A 22,429-nucleotide genomic window follows, 5' to 3' on the forward strand; every position below is an offset into this window, starting at 1 on the left:
CATGAACACGATGACCGACACGGCAGCGCTGGCGGCAGCGAATCCCGACGAGACACCGGCCGCGCCGACCTTTCGCGATGAACTGCTCGCAAAAGGCATCCTGATCGATACCGGTGAAAACGGTCTGTATGGCCGCAGCCAGGTGTTCGAAGACGTCGTCGACCGCCTCAACGTTGCGATCACGCATCTCGGCGCGGACCAGCAGCCTGAAGTGCTGCGTTTCCCGCCCGCGATGCGCCGCACCGATTTCGAGGACAGCGAGTACCTGAAGAGCTTTCCGGATCTCGCCGGCACGATCCACTCTTTCTGCGGCAATGATGCCGGTCAGCAACGCCTGTTGCGCTGCCTCGACGATGCGATGGAGCGAAGCGACGACGACCGCGACACCGAATGGATGTCGCAGCAAAAACCGACCCGCGTCGTGCTGACGCCGGCCGCGTGCTATCCGATCTATCCGGTAATGGCGAGGCGCGGGCCGATGCCTGCCAATGGCCGGACCATCGACGTGCTGTCGTACTGCTTCCGGCACGAACCGTCGCTGGATCCGGCGCGCATGCAAATGTTCCGTCAACGCGAATACGTGCGCCTCGGCAACGCCGAACAGGTGATGGCGTTCCGCCAGATGTGGATCGAACGCGGATCGCTGCTCGTCACGCTGCTGCAGCTGCCGGTCGATGTCGATCTCGCCAACGATCCGTTCTTCGGCCGCGGCGGCAAGATCATCGCCGACAGCCAGCGCGCGCAGGCGCTCAAGTTCGAGCTGCTGATCCCGGTCGCCAATGCGCAAAGCAAGACCGCGTGCCTGTCGTTCAACTATCACATGGACCACTTCGGCGCGATCTGGAAGATCGAATGCGAGGACGGGTCCGTCGCGCATACCGGCTGCGTGGGCTTCGGCATGGAGCGGATCACGCTTGCGCTGTTCCGTCATCACGGGCTCGACGTGAACGCGTGGCCTGACGATGTACGCGCGCTGCTGTGGGGCGATACGAAGGCGCGTGTCGCTCACGGTCTGGCTGGAGGGGCCGTATGAACTCGCCGCTCACGACCGTCTGGAACAACCCGGCGGTGGCCGCGCCACCGCCTGCGCCGGCTTTCGCCGGGACCCTCGCGCCGGTGAGCCCGGTCATCGTGCCCGCCCGCCCGGCGCGCGATCATGCGTCGCACGCACTGCATCAGGGTGACCGGGTCTGGCAGGAAACCAACTGCTATGTCGACCTCTGGATCGAACTGCTGCACGGCTTCGGCCTCGATCCGCGCGCGGCGTTCGGCTTTACCGTGACGCAGGACTTCGAAGGCGATCAGTTCACCTTCTTCAAGTTTCCGCTCGAAGATATCGAGCGCCTGTACGGCACGCAGGTGCAGGAGCTTGCGATCTACGATTCGCTCGAAGACCGCGTGCTCGCGCAAACGCTGCGCGGCCATACGGTGCTCGTCGAAGTCGACGGCTACTATCTGCCGAACACGCGCGCCACCTCGTATCGCCGCGAACACCCGAAGACGACGGTGGGCATCGACTTCATCGATCCGTCCGCGCGGCGGCTCGGCTATTTCCACAATACCGGCTACCACACGCTGGACGGCGAAGACTACGACGGCGTGTTCCGCAAGCTGCCGCAGTTCGCGGGCAAGCCCGACCTGCTGTTCCCTTATGTCGAGTTCGCCAAGCAGGTACGCCCGGCCCTGGAAGGCACCGCCCTCGCCGAAGCGTCGGCGGACCTGCTGTGCGCGCATCTGGCGCGCCGGCCGCTGCGCAATCCCGTTACGGAATGGCGGACCGCGTTTCCGGCCCATCTGGACATGCTGCTCGAACGCGGCGAGCCGTTCTTCCATCCCTATTCGTTCAACCTGATGCGGCAGCTCGGCGCAAACTTCGAGTTTCTGTCGAAGTATCTGCTGTGGCTCAAGGCCCAGGGTTTCGCGATGCCCGATACGATTCCCGCGTCGGCGCAGACGATCGCATCGGAGGCGATGGTGATGCAGTTCCGCCTCGTGCGGGCCATGGCGCGCGGTCGCCGCGATACGTGCGACGACTGCTTCGACGTGCTCGAAGCAGCCTATGAAGACACGTTGCCGCCGCTCGCCGCGCTTGCGCTGTGATGCGATGCATCGTCGGAATTCACCGTGCGAGCCTTGTTGAACGACCGCTCTGATCTTGCGCCGCACGGCGCCCGTGAGCAGTTCCCGACCGGCGGCACGCATGCGGACGGTGTCTGGCCGCGCCCCCTCGGGCACGGCTGGCAGTGCGTGACGACGAAGGCCGGCGCGTGCGCCTTGCCGTCCGCGTTACCCGCCGACGGCTGGCTGGTGGCTCCGGTGCCGGGCACGGTCGCGTCGGCGTGGCGCTCTGCGGGTAAGCTCGATTCCGAACGGCCGCCGCCCTTTGCGTTCGACGATCACTGGTACCGCCTGCCGCTTGCGGGCAACGGTACGCAGCGATTGCGTCTGCACGGTCTTGCTACGCTTGCCGAGGTCTGGCTCGACGACCAGAAGCTCCTCATGTCCGATTCGATGTTCGTCGCGCACGACGTCGAATTTGAACTGAGTGGTGAAGCTACGCTCTCGCTGTGCTTCCGTTCGCTCGCGCCTCTGCTCGCCGCGCGTCGTTCGCGTGCGCGCTGGCGGCCGCGACTCGTCACGCCGCCGACACTGCGCAACGTCCGCACGACGCTGCTCGGTTACATGCCGGGCTGGTGTCCGCCGTTGCAGGCGGTCGGTCCGTGGCGCCCCGTGGAACTGCTAGGCAGCGCGCCCCACGCATTCGACACCGTCGACCTGCGCACCCATCTGGACGGCGACGACGGTATCGTTTCTGTAACGATCTGTTTTGTCCATCCGCACGCCGACACGACATCCGCGTCGTTAAATTGCGGGGACGTCCGTTCGTCTCTTCAGTGGACCGATGCGCACACGCTCAGCGGTTCGTTACGTTTGCCCTACGCCGAGCGGTGGTGGCCGCACACGCATGGTGTGCCGAAACTGCACGCCGTAGCGCTGCAGCTTGGCGGCGAATCGTTCGCGCTCGGCGACGTCGGCTTTCGTTCGATCGATGTCGCACGCGGCGCCGATGGCGATGGTTTTACCCTGCTTGTCAACGGCACGCCGGTGTTCTGCCGCGGCGCCTGCTGGACGAGCGCCGATCTCGCGACGCTCGCCGGCACGCCGGAACAACTCGCACAGACCTTCTCGCTCGCACGCGATGCGGGGATGAACATGCTGCGTGTGGGCGGCACGATGGTGTACGAGTCGGACACGTTCTACCGGCTCGCCGACGCATACGGCATGCTCGTGTGGCAGGACTTCGCCTTCGCGAACTTCGACTATCCGACCGACGACGACTTCGTCGCGAGCATCACCCGCGAAGCGACGCAGTTTCTCGCGCGCACACGGCGTTTCGCGTCGCTCGCGGTACTGTGCGGCGGCAGCGAAGTCGACCAGCAGGCGGCGATGTTCGGCCTGCCCACTTCGATGCGCGCGCAACCGCTCTTCACGGAGCGCCTGCCTGGCATCGTCGAGCGCGAACGTCCGGACGTGCCCTATGTGAGCAATTCGCCGTCCGGCGGCGTCTGGCCGTTCTCGACGCGCACCGGCATCACACACTACTACGGCGTCGGTGCGTATCAACGACCGCTCGATGACGTGCGCCGCTCGCAGGTCCGTTTCGCCGCCGAATGTCTCGCGTTCGCGAACGTCCCCGACGACGCCACGCTGCACGACGCAACCGGCACGATCCATCTGCACGATCCGCGCTGGAAGGCCGCCGTGCCGCGCGACCCAGGCGCCGGCTGGGACTTCGACGACGTGCGCGACCACTACCTGCATACACTCTACGGAATCGAACCGGCGCGGTTGCGCTATGAAGATCCGCGGCGTTACCTGGATCTGTCGCGCGCGGTGATTGCCGAACTGATGACCGACGTGTTCGCTGAATGGCGCCGCCACGGCTCGCCGTGCGGCGGCGGTCTCGTCTGGCAGCTTCAGGACCTGAAGGCCGGTGCGGGCTGGGGCCTCATCGACGCGCTGGGACGCCCTAAAAGCGCCTGGCACGCCCTTTCGCAGGTGCTGCAACCCATCCAGGTCGTCATCATCGACGAAGGGCTGAACGGCCTCGATCTGCATCTGATCAATGAGACAGCCGATACGTTATCGTTGCAGCTGGATCTCGTCTGCCTGCGCGATGGCACCGTCAACGTCGTGTCGGCCACCCGCGCCGTCGAATTGCTGCCGCACAGCACGCAGTGCATCCCGGCGGCGGACTGCCTCGGGCAGTTCTTCGATTTCACCTGTGCGTACCGCTTCGGCCCGCGCGCACACGATGTAACGATTGCCACGCTGCGCGATCCGGCAAGCGGAACGATCTGCTCGGAAGCGTTCCATCTGCCGCAGCGCCATGCGCTCGAACGGCATGACCTCGGCCTCACCGCCACGCCTGAAGCCATGCCGCACGGCTGGCAGCTCGTCATCGAGTCGCGCCGTTTCGCACGCTTCGTCCATATTGCGGATGCGCACTACCGCGCAGGCCGCGACTGGTTTCATCTGCCGCCCAACCGTCCGGTCAGGATCACGCTGCTGCCGCTCAACGCGGGCGAAACAACCGCAGCACCCGACGGCGAAGTGCGGGCGATCAATTCAGCCGCCCCCGTCTTCTACCGCTGATCGCCACGCAATCAAGCACCTCGCGGCGTCAGGATGCGCACCAACACTTGTGCCTTCACCGTTGGTGTCGTCCCGACACATTTGCCGCCTGGCATCGGTCCTCGTTCCCCAAAAAAGCGATCCGTGCGGTAGCACACGAAGACCATGAACCACTTCTGAATCAATTCCGGTACAGCCACTGTTGGTTCGTCAGGGCTGTCGCGACGGGGCGTCTCATGCTCGATCCGCTGCCGCGCCAATCGTTTGCTGACGCCACGAACCCAATCCGATCAAGGACTTGGCGCAATCACAAATGTCGTCGCTGTTTCGCTTGCCCGTCCGGGACGATGTACAGAATTGAAACAAAAATGCACGTTTTGCCTCACGCCACAAGATCGCGTCCATCGCTGCGCCGCACCAGCGTTCATTTTCGGTCCCGCTGGCATGCTCCTCGCTAAATGAGAGGCGCAACATCCAGCGCCGACGCAAACCAGCTCGATCAATGCGGAAAGCGCGAGGCTACACGGGGCCGGTACTGCGTACTCCTAGCCGCTCACCAGGCGACAGCTATCACGGGACACAGCACTGGGTTAAAAAAAAGAAGCCGCGTAACGCGCGGCTTCGCGCGAGGACCGATCATGCTCACCCTTCAATCCGATCTGCACGGCAACCATTTGCTCGGCGCATTGCCGTCCCATGAGTGGCAGGCGCTGGCTCCCCATCTCGAACTCGTTCATCTGCGCACCGAGCAGTTGCTGTGCGACTCGGGACAGCGCATTCACCACGTCTACTTTCCGACCACCGCGATCATCTCCCTGCTCTATACGATGGAAGATGGCGGCTCGGTCGAGATCGCAGCAGTCGGCCGCGAAGGCATGACGGGCGTACCCGTCCTGACCGGCGGCGAAACGATGCCGAACCGCGTGCAGGTGCAATGCGCCGGCTTCGCTTACCGGATGACCGCGCAGGCGCTGAAGGCCCATTTCGCCCGCTCCGATTTCATGCGCCGCCTGATGCTGCTCTACATGCACGCCCTCCTCACTCAGGTCGCGCAGACGGCAGCCTGCAACCGCCATCATTCGCTCAACAAACAATTGTGCCGGTGGCTCCTGATCGAGATCGACCGTGTCGCCACCGACGACCTCGCCGTCACGCAGCAGCTCATCGCGGACATGCTGGGCGTGCGTCGTGAAGGCATCACGGAAGCCGCGGGCAAGCTGCATAGCGACGGCCTGATCCATCACAGCCGCGGTCACATCCGTGTGCTGGACCGCAAGGGTCTCGAAGCGCGTGCGTGCGAGTGCTATGGCCTCGTGAAGCGTGAATTCGACCGGCTGCTGCCGCGCCTGCATCAAGCTGAAGCCGTCAGTTAGAGGACGGCCATGTTCAGAAACACCGCGCGCTGCCTCGATGCGCTCTTCGTGATTGCGGGGGCACTGATCGCCCACCGGCTACGCTTCGCGACGGGGTACGAACTGGCTGACGACGAGCGGCTCCTGATCGCATTCAACTGCGTTCTGGTGCTGCTCCTGTTCCCCATGTTCGGCTTCTACGAGACCTGGCGCGGCAAGTCGCTGCCTGCGATGCTCGGGCGCGTCGTGCTGGCGTGGTTCGCCGTGGTCACGACGAGTCTCGTGCTGGTCTTCACGCTGCACCGGATGGACGCTGTGTCGCGCCTGTGGTTCGGCTACTCGACGCTGATCTCCGGCGCACTGATCGTCGCCACGAAGTGCATCGCGCATCTGATGCTGCGCACGGCGCGGCGGCATGGCCTGAACTATCGTACCGTCGCCGTGGTCGGCACGCCTGGCTTCACGCGCACGCTGCTGTCCCATCTCGAACTCGCTCCGCACGCAGGGTTCAAACCGGTATGCGTTTTCGATACGACGCAGGCCGGCGAGGCCTCGCCCGATATCATCGCGCGCATGAGCAAGCTGCCCGTCCTCCGCGACATGGACGGGTTCGTGGCGAAGGTGCGCGAAGAACATATCAACGAAGTGTGGCTGGCGCTGCCACTCTCGGAGGAACGCACGATCTATCGCTTCACGCGGGCGTTCCAGAACGACTTCATCAATCTGCGTTTCATTCCCGATACGCGCAGCATGACGCTGTTCAGTCATTCGCTTGTCGAAGTGCTGGGCCTGCCCACCATCAATCTGTGCGGTGCCCCACACCCTTCGCCGCAGTTGTGGCCGAAGATAGTGTTTGATCGTCTCTTCGCGTTAGCGGTGCTCATCATACTTGCACCGCTTTTCGCCGTTATTGCGGTGGCGATCAAGACGACCTCGCCTGGCCCGGTGTTCTTCACACAGATGCGCAAGGGCATCGATGGCCGGCCGTTCGGAATTTACAAGTTCCGTTCGATGACGGTGCATCACGAGGAAGCGGGCAATCTCACGCAGGCGAGAAAAGGCGACGCACGGGTGACGAAATTGGGTGCGTTCCTGCGTCGCACGAGCCTCGATGAACTGCCGCAGTTCTACAACGTGCTGATTGGACAGATGTCGGTCGTGGGTCCGCGCCCGCATGCGCTCGAACACGACGACCTTTACAAGGATCTGGTGTATGGCTACATGCATCGCTATCGCATCAAACCGGGCATCACCGGCTGGGCACAGGTGAACGGCTATCGCGGTGCGACGGCGAAGATCGAGAAGATGGAAGCGCGGGTGAAGTTCGACCTGTTCTATATCCACAACTGGTCGTTCTGGTTCGACGTGAAGATCGTGCTGATCACCCTGCTGAAGGGTTTCGTCGGACGCAACGCGTATTAAAACCTGCGGGGGCGTGGGGTGAATACAGAGCTTGAAGCTGCACTGCGCGTATCAGTGATCGTGCCGACCTATCGCCGGCAGGTTGATCTCGCTCGCTGTCTGGCGGCGCTCGACGAACAGTTTCGGCCGGCCGACGAAGTGATCGTGGTCGCGCGTCCGGATGACCATGCAACCCAGGCCTTTCTGCAGCAACGCGCGCGAGGGCGTGGCACGCAGGGGCTGCAGGTCGCGCCAGTGACGCGACCCGGCGTGGTCGCGGCCTACAACCGCGGCCTCGATGCCGCAACGTGCGACATCATCTGCTTCACCGACGACGACGCCGCCCCTCATCCTGACTGGACACAGCGCCTCATCGAAACATTTCTGTCCGACCCCGGCATCGGCGGTGTCGGCGGACGCGACATCGTGCATCAGAACGGCATGATCCTCGAAGGGGCGCGACGAAACGTGGGACTCGTTCGCTGGTACGGGCGCCCGGTCGGCAACCATCACATCGGCTGCGGCAAGGCGCGTCGGGTACATGTGCTCAAGGGCGTCAATATGGCGTTCCGCCGCGAGGCTGTCGAAGGACTGCGCTTTGACGAGCGGCTGCGCGGCAACGGCGCGCAGGTGCACTGTGAAATGGAGTACAGCCTCGATGTATTGAGGCGCAAGTGGGCACTGGTCTACGACCCGTCGATTCTCGTCGAGCACTATCCGGCGCCGCGCAGTGACGAAGACCAGCGCTTCAGTTTCAACCATGTTGCGTTTTATAACGCTTCGTTCAACCTGCGGCTCATCATTTGCGAACACCTGTCGGGACCGGGCAGGTGGGCGTTTGTCGCGTATTCGACGTTGATCGGCAATCGCGCGGATCCGGGGCTTGCCCGCGCGATAACCCTGGCGTTCAGCGGCGTTGCACCAGAAATTGCATTGCGTAAATGGTGGATCGGCTTGCGCGCGATGCGCGGAGCCTGGCAGGAAGCAAGGCGCTGACAGCATCACAGCGCTTCGTGTAACGCGAGGGACCATAACCATGATGTTTAAAACGATTTGTACGGGGCTCGTAGCGATCTCCTTATGCGCCTGCTCGCTCTCGCCTGGCGGCTTTCTCGACAAGAGCCGCCTGACCGAGAAGCCGCCGGCGCAGCCTGCCGCGGCACCGGCGACCTTCGAGGTCCAGCCCATCGACGTGGCCTACTTCCAGGCAAACCCGCCTGAAGTCGCGCCACCGGCGCCGTGTCCGCTCACCTGCCTGACGCCGCAGTCCCGCGCGTCACATGCTTACAGGATCGGGGTCAACGACCAGTTGCAGGTGATCGTCTGGGATCATCCCGAGCTGACTTCCCAAGGCGGCGGAGGGAGCACAGGCACTGCCGGCGTTCCGCCGCTGCCTTCCGGCGGGACGGGTGGCGGCGGGACGGGTGGCGGCGCAACCGCAGGGGGCGCGACATCGTCTGGTGGCGTAGAGCCTGGCGGATTGACACTGCGCGTAGCTTCGGACGGCACGGTGTTTTTCCCGCGAGTCGGCCGTATCAAGGTCGCTGGCAAGTCCCCTCAGGAAGTCCAGCGTCTCCTGACAGACGGCCTGCGCAAAACGATTGTCAATCCCCAGCTCGACGTTCGCGTGACCGGCTTCAACAGCCAGCAGGCACAGATCCTCGGCGACGTGAAGCTCCCGCAGGCGCAGGCCCTCACCGATGTGCCGCTGTCGATCATCGACGCGATCAACCGGGCGGGCGGCGCGAACAGTGATGCCGACCTGCAGAATGTCGGTGTCACGCGCGGTGGCAAGCGTTATCAGGTCGACGTCGCGTCAGTCCTCGAAACGGGCAATGTCCAGCAGAATGTCGTGCTCGAGGACGGTGACATCGTCGACGTGCCTGACCGGACGAACAGCCGCGTGTTCGTGCTGGGTGAGATCAGCAAGCCCGCGGCCGTGCCGATGAACCGCGGCAAACTGACGCTCGCCGATGCCATTGCCAATTCCGGCAGCGTCGATAACAAGACGTCCGACCCGCATTTCATTTATGTGATCCGCGGTATCCAGCCGCCATCCCCCGGCCCCGGCTCCAGCCCGAAAGCGGTACCGGTCGGCGCAAAGATGACGACCTCAGTCGTCCAGCCGGACGTGTTCCGTCTCGACATGACGCAGGTCGACGCGTTGGTGCTCATGACCCGGTTCGATCTTCAGCCGCTCGATATCGTGTATGTCCAGATTGCGGATTCCGCGCGCTTTAACCGGTTGCTCGACCTGATCACGCCATCGCTGCAGACGCTCTTCTTCACCAAACAACTGGCGCAATAACCTACGGCTAGCGAGAGAAAATAAAATGAGTACCTATGACAACGCGGATATCTCGCCGACACTGCGAGGCGACGAGGACGAGGTCATGCGTGACCTTGTCCGGCTCGTGCGCGAGCAGATCTGGCTCGTGCTCGGCATCGCCGGCGCCGTCATCCTCGCGTCGGTGCTGTACGCGAAGATGGCCACGCACATCTATTCAGCCGATGCCCTGCTGCAGGTCGATCCACCCGCTACCGGCCCATCATCAGCGGGGTCCGCGCTGGCGTCGCTGACGTCCGGCAGCGCCCTGCGCACCGACGCGGAGATCGAGATCATCAAAAGCCGTGCAGTCGTCGAGCCGGTCGTCGAACAGTTCAAGCTGAACTTCGGTGCCTGGCCGAATACGATGCCGGTGCTCGGCGGTCTGTCGAGCCTGTTCGCCCGCCCCGGACACCCGATGCCCGCCTGGTTCGGCATGCGTTCCTATGCATGGGGCGGCGAAGAGTTCAGCGTCGAGTCGATCAACGTACCCAAGGCTCTGGAGGGCGTGACGCTGACGCTGCGCGCGCTCGGCTACGGCCGTTTCGAGCTGACCGACGACCACGGCCGCGAGCTGCTGACCGGCACCGCAGGCCAGCTTGCCGAGGCGAACGGGGTGTCCTTGCTGGTCAACCGTCTCGTCGCCCGCCCGGGAACGGAGTTCTTCGTCCAGCGCGCGAACCAGCTCGATGCCGTGCAAGGGCTGGCGGGCGGCTTGGGGGTCATAGAAAAGGGCCACGACACTGGCATCATTCAGCTTTCCTACATGGGTGTCGATCCGCAGGAGATCACGGCGATCACCAATGCGGTCGCGAGATCGTACATGCAGCAGCGAACCGAACGCGCGCAGGAAGAAGCAAGCAAGATGCTGAGCTTTCTGAACAGCGAACTGCCGCGGCTGCGCGAGGAACTCAAACGCTCCGAAACCGCGCTCTCGGAATATCAGGCACGGGTCGGTTCGTTCCAGCCAACCCAGGAGGCCGCCGTGTTCCTGTCTGGCGGCCTGGAATATGAAAAGCAGATCGCCAACCTGCGCATTGCGCGAGCCGAACTTCTGCAACGCTTTACTCCGGACAGCGGTGAGGTCCAGACGATCGACGCACAACTTGCCGCGCTGTCGCGCGAAAAGGCACGTTTTGAAGAGCATTTCAAAACGCTGCCTGGCTCGGAGCGCGAAGCCATGTCGCTGCAACGCGACGCCAAGGTGGCTGAAGAAATCTACGTCGCGCTGCTCAACAAGACCCAGGAACTGTCGATCACGCGGGCCGGCATGATCGGCAACGCGCACATTCTCGACGAGGCGCTGCTGCCGTCCGCGCCGGTGAAACCGAAGAGTGCGATGATCATCTCGGCGGGTGTCGTGCTCGGCATCATTGCAGGCGTCGGGGTGGCTTTCTGCCGTCGCACGTTCTTTACCGGCGTATCGGATCCCGAACTGGCCGAACGGCGCTTCCAGTTGCCGATCTTCGGCGCCATTCCGGTCAGCGCCGAACAGGTGCGCGGCGACACGCTGCTGGCCGGAAGCAGCCGCAAGGCTTTGCCTGACGGAGCACGCCGACCCGGCGCGTTACCAGCGCTGCCAACCGGTGTCGCACGCCTGTTCCGGCCGCTGCAGCACGCCGAGGCCGTCGCGGCTTCGGCATCGACACCCGCAGCCGCGCGCAACGTGGTTCCCGCGTCGAGCGCGCCGATCCGCTCACTGCTCGCGAAAACGCATCCGTTCGACCTGTCGGTCGAAGGTCTCAGAGGCTTGCGCGCCACGCTGCAATTCGGGCTCATCGACACGCCGAACCGCATCGTCGCATTCACGAGTCCGGCGCCGTCCGACGGCAAGAGCTTCCTGTGCGCGAACCTCGCCGCGCTGTTCGCCGAATCGGGCAAGCGCGTCCTGCTGATCGACGCCGATCTGCGACGCGGGCGCCTCGCACAGTACTTCGGCCGCTCCCCGAACGGGGGCCTCACCGAACTGCTGACCGGTCAGGTTGACCTGCACGTTGCGGCACGCGCCACAGGCGTCGACGGACTGCACTTCATCGCGGCCGGAGCCTATCCGCCGAACCCGTCCGAAATCCTGACGTCAAGCCGGTTCAGCGAAGCACTTGAACGCTTCAGCGAACAGTTCGATCTGGTGATCGTGGATACGCCGCCCCTGCTCGCGGTAGCGGACGCTGCGATCGTCGCGAACATCGCCGGGGCCACGGTGCTGGTCATCCGCGCGGGCGCCCACACCGAACGCGAAATTGACGAATCGTTGAAAAAGCTGCGCCGCGCACATGCGCGGACGATCGGTGGCGTCATCAACGCGATCCCGCTCAAGCGCAATGGCCGCTATGCCTCGGCCGACTACACGTACGCGTACGCCTACTCCTCGGTCGATCCGGACGTCGTGCAGTAAATCCTGGGCTCGCCGGCGGGCAGCATCGAACCTCGATGGTGTCCGCCGGCCGCATGCCGGTACGCTTGCCAGGCGGGGTCTGCTCTCTCGTTTCAGGAAGTCTGCCAGGGCCTGTTCACGCTAATAACGGGCTGGCGAACGTGCCTTTCCGCCCGCAGTGCAAGGAGCAATGAGCGCCGTTTGGCCGAGCCAGACGCCCCGAAGGAAGTCCCCTTGGGGGACAAGCGACGCCCGACGCCGCGATGTGGCCGGAAAGGCACGTTCCCCTGATTAGAAAAACCTTCGCGGGGCTGGCCGCTATTAGCGTGAACAGGCCCTGGTGAGCGGCAACGCGGAAAGCCGCGCCAACTCCACGTTGTGCGGCTCCATGCAACCCGGGAAGAGAGGGACTTCAGCCAGTCACGGCAACCATCGCGCGCTTCATCTGCGCAAGGTAGCCATCGAGCGAGAAGTACTGCATGACATCGTTGAGTGCCTGATCCGCGATGCGTTGTGCGAGTTCCGGAGCGGCGCGCAGGGTTTCGATTGCCTCGGCCAGCAGGGCCGGCATTCCCGGCTCGACGAGCCAGCCGTTCTTGCGATGCCGCACGATCTCGACCACCCCACCCGCTGCCGCGGCGATCACCGGCCGACCAGCCGCCATTCCTTCGATGATCACCCGACCGAACGGTTCGGCTTCGGTTGACGTATGCAGAATGACGTCGACGGCTTTCATCCAGGCCGGCATGTCGTCACGAAACCCGGCAAAGTGCACCCGGTCAGCGACGCCAAGGCGCGCCGCCTGGCGATGCAGCGACTCGGCATAACGCTGCTCGCCGAAGAGCGCCGAGCCGACGAGTACCAGATGCACATCCGGCATCCGCGCCAACGCTTCCAGCGCGATGTGCTGCCCCTTCCACGGCGCGAGCCGTCCGAACAGGCCCGCCAGATAGACACCCTCGGGAAGTCCGAGACGTCGGCGCAACGTACCGATGTCATCCGCATCGACCGAACTGAATTCCCGCACGTCCACGCCGTTGTGCACGACCGGAACGGCCTCGGGACGGCAATCTGTCAAGGCAACGAGCGACGCCGCCGACGCGTGTGAATTGGCGATGATGCCGTCAACCGCGTAGCGCGTGAGCCACTTCACCATGAGCCGCTGCATCACCCCAAAATGCTCGCGAGACATGATGTCGTGCAGATGCCAGATGATGGGCTTGCGATGCAACGGCTTGCCGAGCGCGCCGAGCACAAGCGCCTTTTGCGTGTTGAGAAACAGGACATCGAAGTCTTCCGCTTGCCGCGCGATGGCACGGACCTGCCGGACGATGCCGGGCAGCGTGCCCAGCCAGCCCAGCCGCACACCCTCTTTCCTGATCCGCGAGACGCCGTGGTCGAGCGTCAGGTGAACCTTGACGCCCTGCGATTCGAGCCGGGACCGGAAGGGGCCGTCCGACAACAGCAGCACCTCGCGGCGCGCAACCCATGCCACCGCAAGGGGCAACATCGAAAACTCCGCGCCGCCGAGCTGTCCGCTCTGATCGACGAAAAGCACACTTGGCGTGATGACTGTCGCGGACGGCGCGTGAATGTCGTCGATGATCGCGGTAGCTGCGGCGCCGCGCGACATCATTTGCGCGCGGGAAAGGTCAGATGTGCTCATGTTGGTCGCGCTCTGGAATCTTTAGTTATTGGCTACCTATTATTTCGCCGCACGCAGCAGTCAAGTGTGCTTATCCGCACTTACCCAGCCTGACACAATCCTTTCGGATAGCTATACTCATTTCCTTCGCGCACACCCGGTTGAAAGAAATGGCCGCTACCGCGGTTATGTCAGCGGACGGCGAAGCGCTTCGGCGAGCACCTTGAGCCTGATCACTGAGCGCCGGCCGCAGCACCATGCGTCGCCTTGTGTGTGTCCGTCCGCACAGAACGCCGCCCCCATCCCCCGTACCCTACGTCCGATGTTCCTGCGCAGAGAGAGGGGGAGTCAACGTCATGAAAGTGGCCATCGTGCATGACTGGCTCGTCGTCTCTGGCGGTGCTGAAAAAGTACTTCAACAGATCATTGAATGTTTTCCGGACGCCGATCTGTTCAGCCTCGTCGACTTTCTCGAGGACAGGTCGCTCGTGCGCGGAAAACCTGTACGCACGTCGTTCATCCAGCATCTGCCGTTCGCGAAGCGCCGCTATCGCGGATATCTGCCGCTCATGCCGCTCGCCATCGAACAGTTCGATCTGGCCGGATATGACCTCATCATCACCAGTTCCTATGCCGTGGCCAAGGGCGTGCTGGTTGGTCCCGATCAGACGCATGTGAGCTATGTGCACTCGCCCATCCGCTACGCCTGGGACATGCAGCATCAATATCTACGCGAAGCCCATCTGACGCGCGGCCCGCGCTCCTGGGCAGCCCGCGCGCTGCTGCACTATCTGCGCAACTGGGATACGCACTCGGCGAACGGTGTCGACCAGTTGATCTGCAACTCGCATTTCGTGTCGCGGCGAATCATGAAGACCTACCGTCGCGAAGCGTCGGTGGTGCCGCCGCCGGTCGACGTCCAGGGCTTCGAGATGCGCGCCGGCAAGGAAGATTTCTATCTGACCGCGTCGCGCATGGTCCCCTACAAACGCATGGATCTGATCGTCGAAGCGTTTTCGGCGATGCCCGAGCGACACCTCGTCGTGATCGGGGACGGCCCGCAGATGTCGCTGATTCGTGCCAAGGCGGGACCTAACGTCACGATTCTCGGGTACCAGCCATTCGATGTCCTGAAGGACCACATGCAGCGCGCGCGAGCCTTCCTGTTTGCCGCCGAGGAAGACTTCGGCATTGCGCCGCTCGAAGCGCAGGCATGCGGAACGCCCGTGATCGCCTATGGCCGCGGCGGCGCGCAGGAAACGATCATCCCGCCCGGCGAGCCGAATCCGACCGGCATTCACTTCACGGAGCAAAGCCTGCCGTCGCTATGGGCTGCGATCGAGCTGTTCGAACAGCAGGCGGCGCTCTTCACACCGCAGGCTTGCCGCGCCAACGCTGAGCGCTTCGCACCCGCCGTTTTCCGTCGCTCGTTCATGATGGAAGTGATGCGGACAATCGCGGCGCAGAATGCGGTTCGGACGGCGCCTTACATACCTGACCGTGCACGCGTGAAAATGGAGTAATCCGCGATGACTTCACCTGCGTCCGTCAACGCACAGGTCCTCGTCGCCACACCGGCTGCGAGGCCCGCCGTCGACTTAGCCGACACCTCGAGTCTCAGGGGGCCTCCGAGCGTGCTATTCGTCGATCAGAGCGGACAGCTCGGCGGCGCCGAACTCTGCCTGTTGCCGCTTGCGTCTAGCTGGACCGCACGACGTGAAGTTCTGCTGCTCGCGGACGGACCGTTCCGCAAACGGCTGGAGTCGCTGGGCGTTCAGGTCGAACTGACGTGCGACGCCCGCGTGTCCCGCATCAGCAAGGACGCGGTGCGCGTCGGCTGGCTGATGGCGCTACCCGGCATCATCCGGCAGGCCCGCGCGATCGCACACCGCGCCAGATCGTTTGATGTCCTGTTCCTGAATACGCAGAAGGCGCTCGTCCTCGGCGCACTCGGCAAGCCGCTGCATCGCAAGCGGATCGTCTGGCATCTGCACGATATCCTGTCGGCCGAGCACTTCGGCCCCGTGCAAAGGCTCATCGTCAAATGGCTGACGCGTCTCGCGGTGGACCATGTGATCGCCAATTCACGGGCGTCCGCTTTTTCACTCGTCGAGCTCGCGAAATGCGCGCCGGAGTCGGTGCCAGTCGTGCATAACGGTGTCGATATGGACGTCTTCCGCAGCATCGATGCATCCGATCTCGGCGCGTTGCGCAAGCGTCTCGGTCTGCCGGAGACTGCCTATCTCGCTGGCCTCTTCGGCCGGCTCTCGCCGTGGAAGGGCCAGCATGTTGCGCTTGATGCACTGGCAAAGCTACCCGACGTGCACCTCGTGCTGGTTGGCGCGGCGCTCTTTGGCGAAGAGGCCTATGTGATCTCGCTGCGCGCCCAGGCCGCCCGGCTAGGTATCGAAGACCGCCTGCATTTCGCGGGCTTCCACGACGACGCGCCAGCGTGGATGAAGGCCATGGACGTAATCCTGCATACGTCGACCGTGCCCGAGCCATTCGGCCGCGTGATCATCGAGGGGATGGCCGCTGGTCGACCGGTCATCGCATCCGCAGCCGGCGGCGTGATGGAAATCGTACGGCATGGCAAGAATGGCTGGCTCGTGGAACCCGACAATGCCGCCGCCCTGGTCGATGCGGTGCAAACGCTGCGCGCAGAGCCGGATCTCGCGCAACGTCTAGCCAGCCAGGCACTCATCGATGTGAAACGGCATTTTTCTCTTGAAGCTTACCTGACGCAGATGACGAACGCCATCGCCAGCGTCGCACGCTGATCGAGCGGGTGACAGTGCCATCACGCGTGCGACGTGAGCATTCCGCTTGCGATCGGGTCAAGAGACGCCGACTTCAGCGCGCAAGCGAACCGCCGCGGCCGCCCGTTTGCATGTCATGCAGCGCAGCGAGCATCGCCAGGTACGCACGCTCGTTGGCGACTTCCTCGTCGGTGAGTCCGTTGCAGGCCTGGGCACCCATGATGATGCCGAGACACAGTCCATAACTGCCCGTAAAAGCGATCGGCGCGGGCGACGGACGCCTCATGCGCTCATAGGCAATGTCGAGAGCACGCCTGAGGTTGCTTTGCATGGTCAATCGTTCCCCCTTTCGCTTTCAACATGAACAGCCAAAGCGTAGCGGATGGAATATGCACACAGAAGGAGATTTTTCCTAAATCCAGCGTCTGATAGCCATCTCTTTTTGAGCGGGAAGTTTTTTCGTTTTATACCGAACGGGATATGGACTTTCGGACAAAATTTCGCTTTCCCGCTTCGTTTGAAATGAAAAACGGCGCCGCCTGCGATGTGCAGTGCGGCGCCGACTCAGACGGTCACCGGACAAACCGATACGGCCGTCCGGTCGAGGGTGGCTAGTTCCTGCCGTACCTGATCGTCTCGACACCGGTATCCGTGCCTAGCAGGCACAGATCGGCGCCGCGACCGGCGAACAGGCCCACGGTCACGACACCGGGCCACGCGTTGATTTCGGTCTCGAGCGCGCGCGGGTCTGTGATCCGCAAACCCTTCACGTCAATGATCTCGTTGCCGTTGTCGGTGATGAAGGGCGAGCCGTCCTTCGTCACGCGCACGACTGGCACCCCGCCCAGCGCCGTCACGCGGCGGCCGATTGCGGTGCGTGCCATCGGCACGACTTCGATGGGCAAAGGAAACGCGCCCATCACATCGACACGCTTCGTGGCGTCGGCGATGCAGACGAACACGTCCGAAACCGACGCGACGATCTTCTCCCGTGTCAATGCACCACCACCGCCCTTGATCATTGCGCCAGTGGGGTCAATTTCGTCGGCGCCGTCGACGTACACCGGCAGCGAGTCGATTTCGTTCAGGTCGAATACCTTGAAGCCGTGCGACTGCAGACGCGCGGTCGTGGCGATGGAACTGGACACCGCGCCGCGATAGCGCGCTTTCGTGGCGGCGAGCGCGTCGATGAAGCAGTTGGCTGTCGAGCCAGTGCCGACGCCGATCACGGAGCCCTCAGGCACGTTGGCGTTCACATAGTCGGCGGCGGCCTGGCCGACCAGTTGTTTGAGTTCGTCTTGGGTCATGGGAAGTGCAGACAAGCGGAAAATCGCAAGTTTACCGGAGTCGGGCGGGTCGGCCCGGTTTATCGGGCCAGCGCTCAAAAATGGCGCAGCGCCTGCTGCCATCGGCGGCAATCAACGCGAGTGTGGCCTTAAGGCGCGGATGGGGTCTCGCCGCCCTCCTTCGGCATGTATTTATCCAGCAGCGCCTGAGCGATCGCATCGGTTTCCGCGTCCGGATTGCCCGTGTAGTCGCGTGGGCGGAAATGCATCTGGAACGCGGCGAATACGCGCTTCGTCCGCTCGTCGAGCACACCGTCGGTGGCGGTCTCGTAGCCATAGCGGGCAAGCTTCTGCTGCAGGCCGCGGATGTCGACTGGCATCGAAGGGTCGCGTCCCGCGAGATGCGCGCTGACCACCGAGGCATCCGGCCATGCGCCGACACCTGCATCATAAAGCTGCTTCCACGGAAACACCGGGCCGGGATCGATCTTGCGCTGCGGAGCGATGTCGCTGTGACCGACCACGCGCGTCGGAGGAATGTTGTAGCGCGTGACGATGTCCTTCGCGAGCCGGATCAGCGCATCGACCTGCGCGGGCGGATAGGGCTGCCAGCTGCGGCCCTGCGGCGTGTCGACAGGGCCCAGATTGACGTTCTCGATACCGATCGATGCCGCGTTCAGTTCCGTCGTGCCCTGCCAGTAGCTGACGCCCGCATGCCACGCGCGCTGCGACTCAGGCACGAGCTGCCAGATGACCGGCTTGCCGTTCCTCAACTGCGGGGCGTCCGGGACGACGTAATGCACGCTGACGCCTTCGGTCGTCAGGACGCGCAACGATTGCGCCTCGTCGATCTCGGTGTAGTGCATCACCAGGAAACGCACGCGCGAATCGACGTTCTGCGCCTGATAGCGCGAATCGGCGATGTAGTTGCCGCGGTCGACCGCGGTGGTCGAACACGCGGCCGCCAGCAGCGCAACGAGTGCGAAAGCCCCGACGCGCATCGCGTGCACGCGACCTGTTTCGGTGAAGTTCATGCTGCGAAGAATGCAGATGCCTCAGGTCTTCGTGAGCGCCGTACGCTGCCGCACGGCCTCGTAAAGGCATACCCCGCTCGCCACCGACACATTCAGGCTCTCGACACTGCCGGCCATCGGAATATGCATCACCATGTCGCACGTATCGCGCGTGAGGCGGCGCATGCCTTCGCCCTCAGCACCCATCACGAGCGCAACGGGACCGTCGAACTTCGTGTCGTACAGACTCTTCGGCGCGTCATCCGAGGTGCCGACTACCCACACGCCGGCCTCTTTCAGTTCGCGCAGCGCGCGCGCCAGATTGGTGACCGTGATGTACGGCACGGTGTCGGCGGCGCCACTCGCCACTTTCGCGGCCGTCGCGTTGAGCCCGACCGCGCGATCGCGCGGCGCGATGATCGCATGTGCGCCCGCGGCATCGGCAACCCGCAGACATGCGCCGAGGTTGTGCGGATCGGTCACGCCATCGAGCACCAGCAGCAACGCCGGCCCGTTGATCCCGTCGAGCAGCTCCGCGAGATTCTGCGCGAGCGGCAGATCCCCCGCACGTGCGACGACGCCCTGGTGGCGCTCGGTATGCGCGAGTCCCCACAGCCGCGTTTCATCGGCGGCGATCAGGCGCACGCCGGCTTCTTTCGCCACGTGCAGGAATTCCGTCATCCGGCGATCCTTGCGCGTCGCGTCGTAATAAATATCTTCGACCGTCGACGCATCGTGCCGCAGACGTGCGGTCACCGCGTGGAAACCATAGAGAACCTTGAGACGTGCCATGACTGAAACAACCTTTGATTGAGCGAATCTGCGATGCGCTGTTGAACGCGCCTGTTATCGCACGTTGAGATGCGTGTCTGACTGACAAACTGGCCGACAAACTGCCGAAAACGGACAACGCGCAACCAGCATTCGATATGCCGGCTGCGCGCTGCATACTGCTTCAACCCTTCAGACCGAACCAGGCCATCGGCCAGGCGTCAGCCGGGCTTGAACCGGGAGTGTCAACGCTTCTTGCGTGCCTGGGTCTTCGATGCGGGCTTCGCCGCGGCGCCGTGCTTCTTCGCGGCGCCGCGCGCTGCGCGCGCTTCCTTGACTGCCGCGGTTTGCGCGGGCGCGGCCTTTTTGCGTTTGCCACCTTCGACTGGCGGCAGCGACCGCACACGCGGACCGCCACTCTCGCCAGCCGACTTGTCGGCAAGCGAAGGCCGGCTCGTCGGCGACTTGATGGGCGTATCGCGCACCAGACGGAAATCGATCTTGCGCGCATCGAGATCGACGCGGCTCACCTGCACACGCACGCGATCCGACAGACGATAGCGAATGCCCGTGCGTTCGCCGCGCAGTTCGTTCTTGATCTCGTCGTACTGGAAGTAGTCGGAGCCCAGTTCGGTGACGTGTACAAGGCCCTCGATAAAGAGCGCGTCGAGCTGCACGAAAATCCCGAACGACGTCACGCCGTTCACCATGCCGCCATACTCTTCGCCGAGCTTGTCGCGCATGAAGTAGCACTTGAGCCACGCTTCGACGTCGCGCGAGGCTTCGTCCGCGCGCCGCTCGTTCGCCGAGCAGTGCAGGCCGAGCTCTTCCCAGATCGCCGTGTTCGAGCGGTTGCGGCTGCGCTTCTCGTCATCGGCCTGCTGCATCGCGCGGGCGCGCGGCGACAGCGCGGTATTCAGTGTGACGCCATGCGGCGCGCTCGGCTGATACTTGCGCCCCTGCAGGACAGCGTAGATCGCGCGGTGCGTCAGCAGGTCGGGATAGCGGCGGATGGGACTCGTGAAGTGCGCGTACGCCTCGTACGCGAGACCGAAGTGGCCGATGTTCTCCGGGCTGTAGACCGCCTGCTGCATCGAACGCAGCAACATCGTCTGCAGCATCTGCGCGTCGGGCCGGTCGCGGATCTGCGCCATCAGCGCGGCGTAGTCGCTCGCGTGAGGCGTCTCGCCGCCGCCGAGCGTCAGACCCATGCCGCGCAGGAACGTACGCAGATTTTCGAGCTTCTCGGCCGTGGGGCCTGCGTGCACGCGGTACAGGCCCGGATGCTTGTTGCGCTTCATGAAGTCGGCCGCGCACACGTTCGCGGCCAGCATGCATTCTTCGATCAGCTTGTGCGCGTCGTTGCGCGTGCGCGGAATGATCTGTTCGATCTTGCCCTGCGCGTTGCAGACGATGTACGTCTCGGTCGTATCGAAATCGATCGCGCCGCGCTTCTGGCGCGCGGTGAAGAGCGACTTGTACACGCCGTGCAGGTTCTGCAGTTGGGGCAGCAAGGCCGCGCGACGTGCGGCCTCCGGACCTTTGGTGTTGGCCAGCACCGCGGCGACTTCCGTATAGGTGAGCCGCGCCGCCGAATGCATCACGCCCGGATAGAACTGGTACGCCTTGATCTCGCCGCGGGCGGTGATGACCATGTCGCACACCAGCACGCAACGGTCGACCTGCGGATTGAGCGAGCACAACCCGTTTGACAGCTTCTCCGGCAGCATCGGAATCACACGGCGCGGGAAATACACCGACGTGCTGCGTTCGATCGCATCGACGTCGAGGCCGCTATCGGGATGCACGTAATGCGACACGTCGGCGATTGCGACGATCAGGCGGAAACCTTCACCCCGGCCGACAGTGACCGGCTCGCAGTAGACGGCATCGTCGAAGTCGCGCGCATCTTCGCCGTCGATCGTAACGAGCGGCACATCGCGCAAATCGATCCGATGGCGGATATCGGACGGACGGACTTCAACGGGCAGCTTCGCGGCGTCGTCGAGCGCGGCCTGGCTGAACTCGTACGGCACGCCATACTTGCGCACCGCGATTTCGATTTCCATGCCCGGATCGTCGATGTCGCCGAGCACTTCGACCACGCGCCCGAGCGGTTGCGAATGGCGGCTCGGAAAGTCCGTCAGTTCCACGACGACCACCTGCCCGACTTTCGCCTTCTTGGTGTTCTGTGTGATCAGGATGTCGTGGCCGATGCGCTTGTCTTCGGGCGCGACGATCAGCGCGCCGTTCTCGTTGAGCAACCGGCCGATCACGCGCCGGTTAGCGCGGTCCGTCACCTCGACGATATGGCCTTCGGGCCGGCCGCGCCGGTCATACCCGACGATGCGCGCGAGCACGCGATCGTTATGCATGACCTTCTGCATTTCGCCGGTGGGCAGGAACAGATCGTCCTGACCGTCATCGCGCACAAGAAAGCCGTAGCCATCGCGATGCCCCTGCACGCGACCCGCGACGAAATTCGACGGATGGGTCAGCTGATAGTGGCCGCGCTGGTCGAGACGGATCTGTCCGTCACGCTCCATGGCCGCGAGGCGCTTGAAAAAACCTTCGCGCTCCTGGCGCTTGATCGACAGTGCCTCGGCGATGTCGTTTGCAGCAAGCGGCGTTTCGCCCGTGCGCAGCACGCCGAGAATTTCTTCACGGCTCGGAATCGGATAGGGATATTTGCTCAAGGGCTTGTCGATGATTTTTTCTCGTTGCATGGACGTCGGTCGGTGATGCCTTTGGATGCACCTGCGCTTCATTGTGCTGAAACTGCCTGACCCGGTTCGTGCAGGTTGCCTCGCGCGTTTGTGCACCGTGCCATCGAACTTCTGCGGGGCATTCTAACACCCGTCCCGCTC

Annotated in this window: 16 protein-coding genes; 10 read left to right on the forward strand and 6 right to left on the reverse strand. The window is 63.7% G+C overall.

What is annotated here, in order from left to right; genetic code table 11:
* Position 1: 1 nt before the first annotated feature.
* The 8 genes from B0G77_RS19590 to B0G77_RS19625 all read left to right on the forward strand — a co-directional run bounded on the left by B0G77_RS19590 (position 2) and on the right by B0G77_RS19625 (position 12,109).
* Positions 2-1,033 carry an amino acid--[acyl-carrier-protein] ligase gene (locus B0G77_RS19590; protein WP_133663610.1) on the forward strand — a complete coding sequence of 344 codons (1,032 nt, stop codon included), beginning with the start codon at positions 2-4 and terminating at the stop codon, positions 1,031-1,033.
* A complete protein-coding gene (locus B0G77_RS19595) occupies positions 1,030-2,100 on the forward strand; it encodes a DUF1839 family protein (protein ID WP_133663611.1) in 1,071 nt (356 codons plus the stop codon). Before B0G77_RS19590 ends, B0G77_RS19595 begins: the two co-directional genes overlap by 4 nt.
* A gap of 147 nt (positions 2,101-2,247) precedes the next feature.
* The gene (locus B0G77_RS19600) at positions 2,248-4,656 is read left to right on the forward strand and encodes a glycoside hydrolase family 2 protein (protein ID WP_133664204.1); all 2,409 of its coding nucleotides are present in this window, start codon (positions 2,248-2,250) and stop codon (positions 4,654-4,656) included.
* Positions 4,657-5,273: 617 nt separating this feature from the next.
* A complete protein-coding gene (locus tag B0G77_RS19605; RefSeq protein ID WP_133663612.1) occupies positions 5,274-6,008 on the forward strand; it encodes a Crp/Fnr family transcriptional regulator in 735 nt (244 codons plus the stop codon).
* Between the two features lie 9 nt (positions 6,009-6,017).
* Complete coding sequence (locus B0G77_RS19610; RefSeq protein WP_133663613.1) at positions 6,018-7,409, forward strand: undecaprenyl-phosphate glucose phosphotransferase; 1,392 nt, start codon at positions 6,018-6,020, stop codon at positions 7,407-7,409.
* Between the two features lie 18 nt (positions 7,410-7,427).
* The gene (locus tag B0G77_RS19615; RefSeq protein ID WP_243751052.1) at positions 7,428-8,384 is read left to right on the forward strand and encodes a glycosyltransferase; all 957 of its coding nucleotides are present in this window, start codon (positions 7,428-7,430) and stop codon (positions 8,382-8,384) included.
* A 40-nt stretch (positions 8,385-8,424) separates the two neighbouring features.
* Positions 8,425-9,696 (forward strand): polysaccharide biosynthesis/export family protein, encoded by a 1,272-nt coding sequence (locus tag B0G77_RS19620; RefSeq protein WP_133663614.1) that lies wholly within the window; start codon positions 8,425-8,427, stop codon positions 9,694-9,696.
* A 25-nt stretch (positions 9,697-9,721) separates the two neighbouring features.
* Complete coding sequence (locus tag B0G77_RS19625; protein ID WP_133663615.1) at positions 9,722-12,109, forward strand: polysaccharide biosynthesis tyrosine autokinase; 2,388 nt, start codon at positions 9,722-9,724, stop codon at positions 12,107-12,109.
* Between the two features lie 391 nt (positions 12,110-12,500).
* Here the strand turns inward: B0G77_RS19625 and B0G77_RS19630 are convergent, their stop codons facing one another.
* Entirely contained in the window at positions 12,501-13,754 is a 1,254-nt protein-coding gene (locus B0G77_RS19630) for a glycosyltransferase family 4 protein (protein WP_133663616.1), read from the reverse strand.
* Positions 13,755-14,089: 335 nt separating this feature from the next.
* On the opposite strand from B0G77_RS19630, the gene B0G77_RS19635 reads away from it, so the two are divergent.
* Both B0G77_RS19635 and B0G77_RS19640 read left to right on the forward strand, forming a co-directional pair.
* Positions 14,090-15,256, forward strand: coding sequence for a glycosyltransferase family 4 protein (locus B0G77_RS19635; RefSeq protein ID WP_133663617.1), 1,167 nt, complete (start codon positions 14,090-14,092; stop codon positions 15,254-15,256).
* A 6-nt stretch (positions 15,257-15,262) separates the two neighbouring features.
* On the forward strand, positions 15,263-16,513 hold the full coding sequence (locus B0G77_RS19640; RefSeq protein ID WP_208116438.1) for a glycosyltransferase family 4 protein: 1,251 nt from the start codon (positions 15,263-15,265) through the stop codon (positions 16,511-16,513).
* 73 nt (positions 16,514-16,586) lie between these two features.
* On the opposite strand, the gene B0G77_RS43305 is transcribed toward B0G77_RS19640, so the two are convergent.
* The 5 genes from B0G77_RS43305 to rnr all read right to left on the reverse strand — a co-directional run bounded on the left by B0G77_RS43305 (position 16,587) and on the right by rnr (position 22,288).
* Complete coding sequence (locus B0G77_RS43305; RefSeq protein WP_166656092.1) at positions 16,587-16,823, reverse strand: hypothetical protein; 237 nt, start codon at positions 16,821-16,823, stop codon at positions 16,587-16,589.
* Between the two features lie 280 nt (positions 16,824-17,103).
* Positions 17,104-17,799, reverse strand: coding sequence for a ribose-5-phosphate isomerase RpiA (gene rpiA / locus B0G77_RS19645; RefSeq protein ID WP_133663618.1), 696 nt, complete (start codon positions 17,797-17,799; stop codon positions 17,104-17,106).
* Between the two features lie 128 nt (positions 17,800-17,927).
* A complete protein-coding gene (locus tag B0G77_RS19650) occupies positions 17,928-18,779 on the reverse strand; it encodes an N-acetylmuramoyl-L-alanine amidase (protein WP_133664206.1) in 852 nt (283 codons plus the stop codon).
* Positions 18,780-18,833: 54 nt separating this feature from the next.
* Positions 18,834-19,583: a 23S rRNA (guanosine(2251)-2'-O)-methyltransferase RlmB gene (rlmB, locus tag B0G77_RS19655; protein WP_133663619.1), complete on the reverse strand. Its 750-nt coding sequence runs from the start codon at positions 19,581-19,583 to the stop codon at positions 18,834-18,836.
* A gap of 224 nt (positions 19,584-19,807) precedes the next feature.
* Entirely contained in the window at positions 19,808-22,288 is a 2,481-nt protein-coding gene (rnr, locus tag B0G77_RS19660; RefSeq protein ID WP_133663620.1) for a ribonuclease R, read from the reverse strand.
* Positions 22,289-22,429: the final 141 nt, after the last annotated feature.

The sequence above is a fragment of the Paraburkholderia sp. BL10I2N1 genome (genome assembly GCF_004361815.1).
Classification (GTDB): Bacteria; Pseudomonadota; Gammaproteobacteria; order Burkholderiales; family Burkholderiaceae; genus Paraburkholderia.

Excerpts from the sequence above, each read along its gene's own strand:
- B0G77_RS19610 (WP_133663613.1), top strand. The coding sequence starts at position 6,018 with ATGTTCAGAAACACCGCGCGCTGCCTCGATGCGCTCTTCGTGATTGCG.
- rlmB (WP_133663619.1), bottom strand. The coding sequence starts at position 19,583 with ATGGCACGTCTCAAGGTTCTCTATGGTTTCCACGCGGTGACCGCACGT.
- B0G77_RS19650 (WP_133664206.1), bottom strand. The coding sequence starts at position 18,779 with ATGCGCGTCGGGGCTTTCGCACTCGTTGCGCTGCTGGCGGCCGCGTGT.
- B0G77_RS19635 (WP_133663617.1), top strand. The coding sequence starts at position 14,090 with ATGAAAGTGGCCATCGTGCATGACTGGCTCGTCGTCTCTGGCGGTGCT.
- B0G77_RS19620 (WP_133663614.1), top strand. The coding sequence starts at position 8,425 with ATGATGTTTAAAACGATTTGTACGGGGCTCGTAGCGATCTCCTTATGC.
- B0G77_RS19630 (WP_133663616.1), bottom strand. The coding sequence starts at position 13,754 with ATGAGCACATCTGACCTTTCCCGCGCGCAAATGATGTCGCGCGGCGCC.
- B0G77_RS19605 (WP_133663612.1), top strand. The coding sequence starts at position 5,274 with ATGCTCACCCTTCAATCCGATCTGCACGGCAACCATTTGCTCGGCGCA.
- B0G77_RS19640 (WP_208116438.1), top strand. The coding sequence starts at position 15,263 with ATGACTTCACCTGCGTCCGTCAACGCACAGGTCCTCGTCGCCACACCG.
- B0G77_RS19625 (WP_133663615.1), top strand. The coding sequence starts at position 9,722 with ATGAGTACCTATGACAACGCGGATATCTCGCCGACACTGCGAGGCGAC.
- B0G77_RS43305 (WP_166656092.1), bottom strand. The coding sequence starts at position 16,823 with ATGCAAAGCAACCTCAGGCGTGCTCTCGACATTGCCTATGAGCGCATG.
- rnr (WP_133663620.1), bottom strand. The coding sequence starts at position 22,288 with ATGCAACGAGAAAAAATCATCGACAAGCCCTTGAGCAAATATCCCTAT.
- B0G77_RS19595 (WP_133663611.1), top strand. The coding sequence starts at position 1,030 with ATGAACTCGCCGCTCACGACCGTCTGGAACAACCCGGCGGTGGCCGCG.
- B0G77_RS19590 (WP_133663610.1), top strand. The coding sequence starts at position 2 with ATGAACACGATGACCGACACGGCAGCGCTGGCGGCAGCGAATCCCGAC.
- rpiA (WP_133663618.1), bottom strand. The coding sequence starts at position 17,799 with ATGACCCAAGACGAACTCAAACAACTGGTCGGCCAGGCCGCCGCCGAC.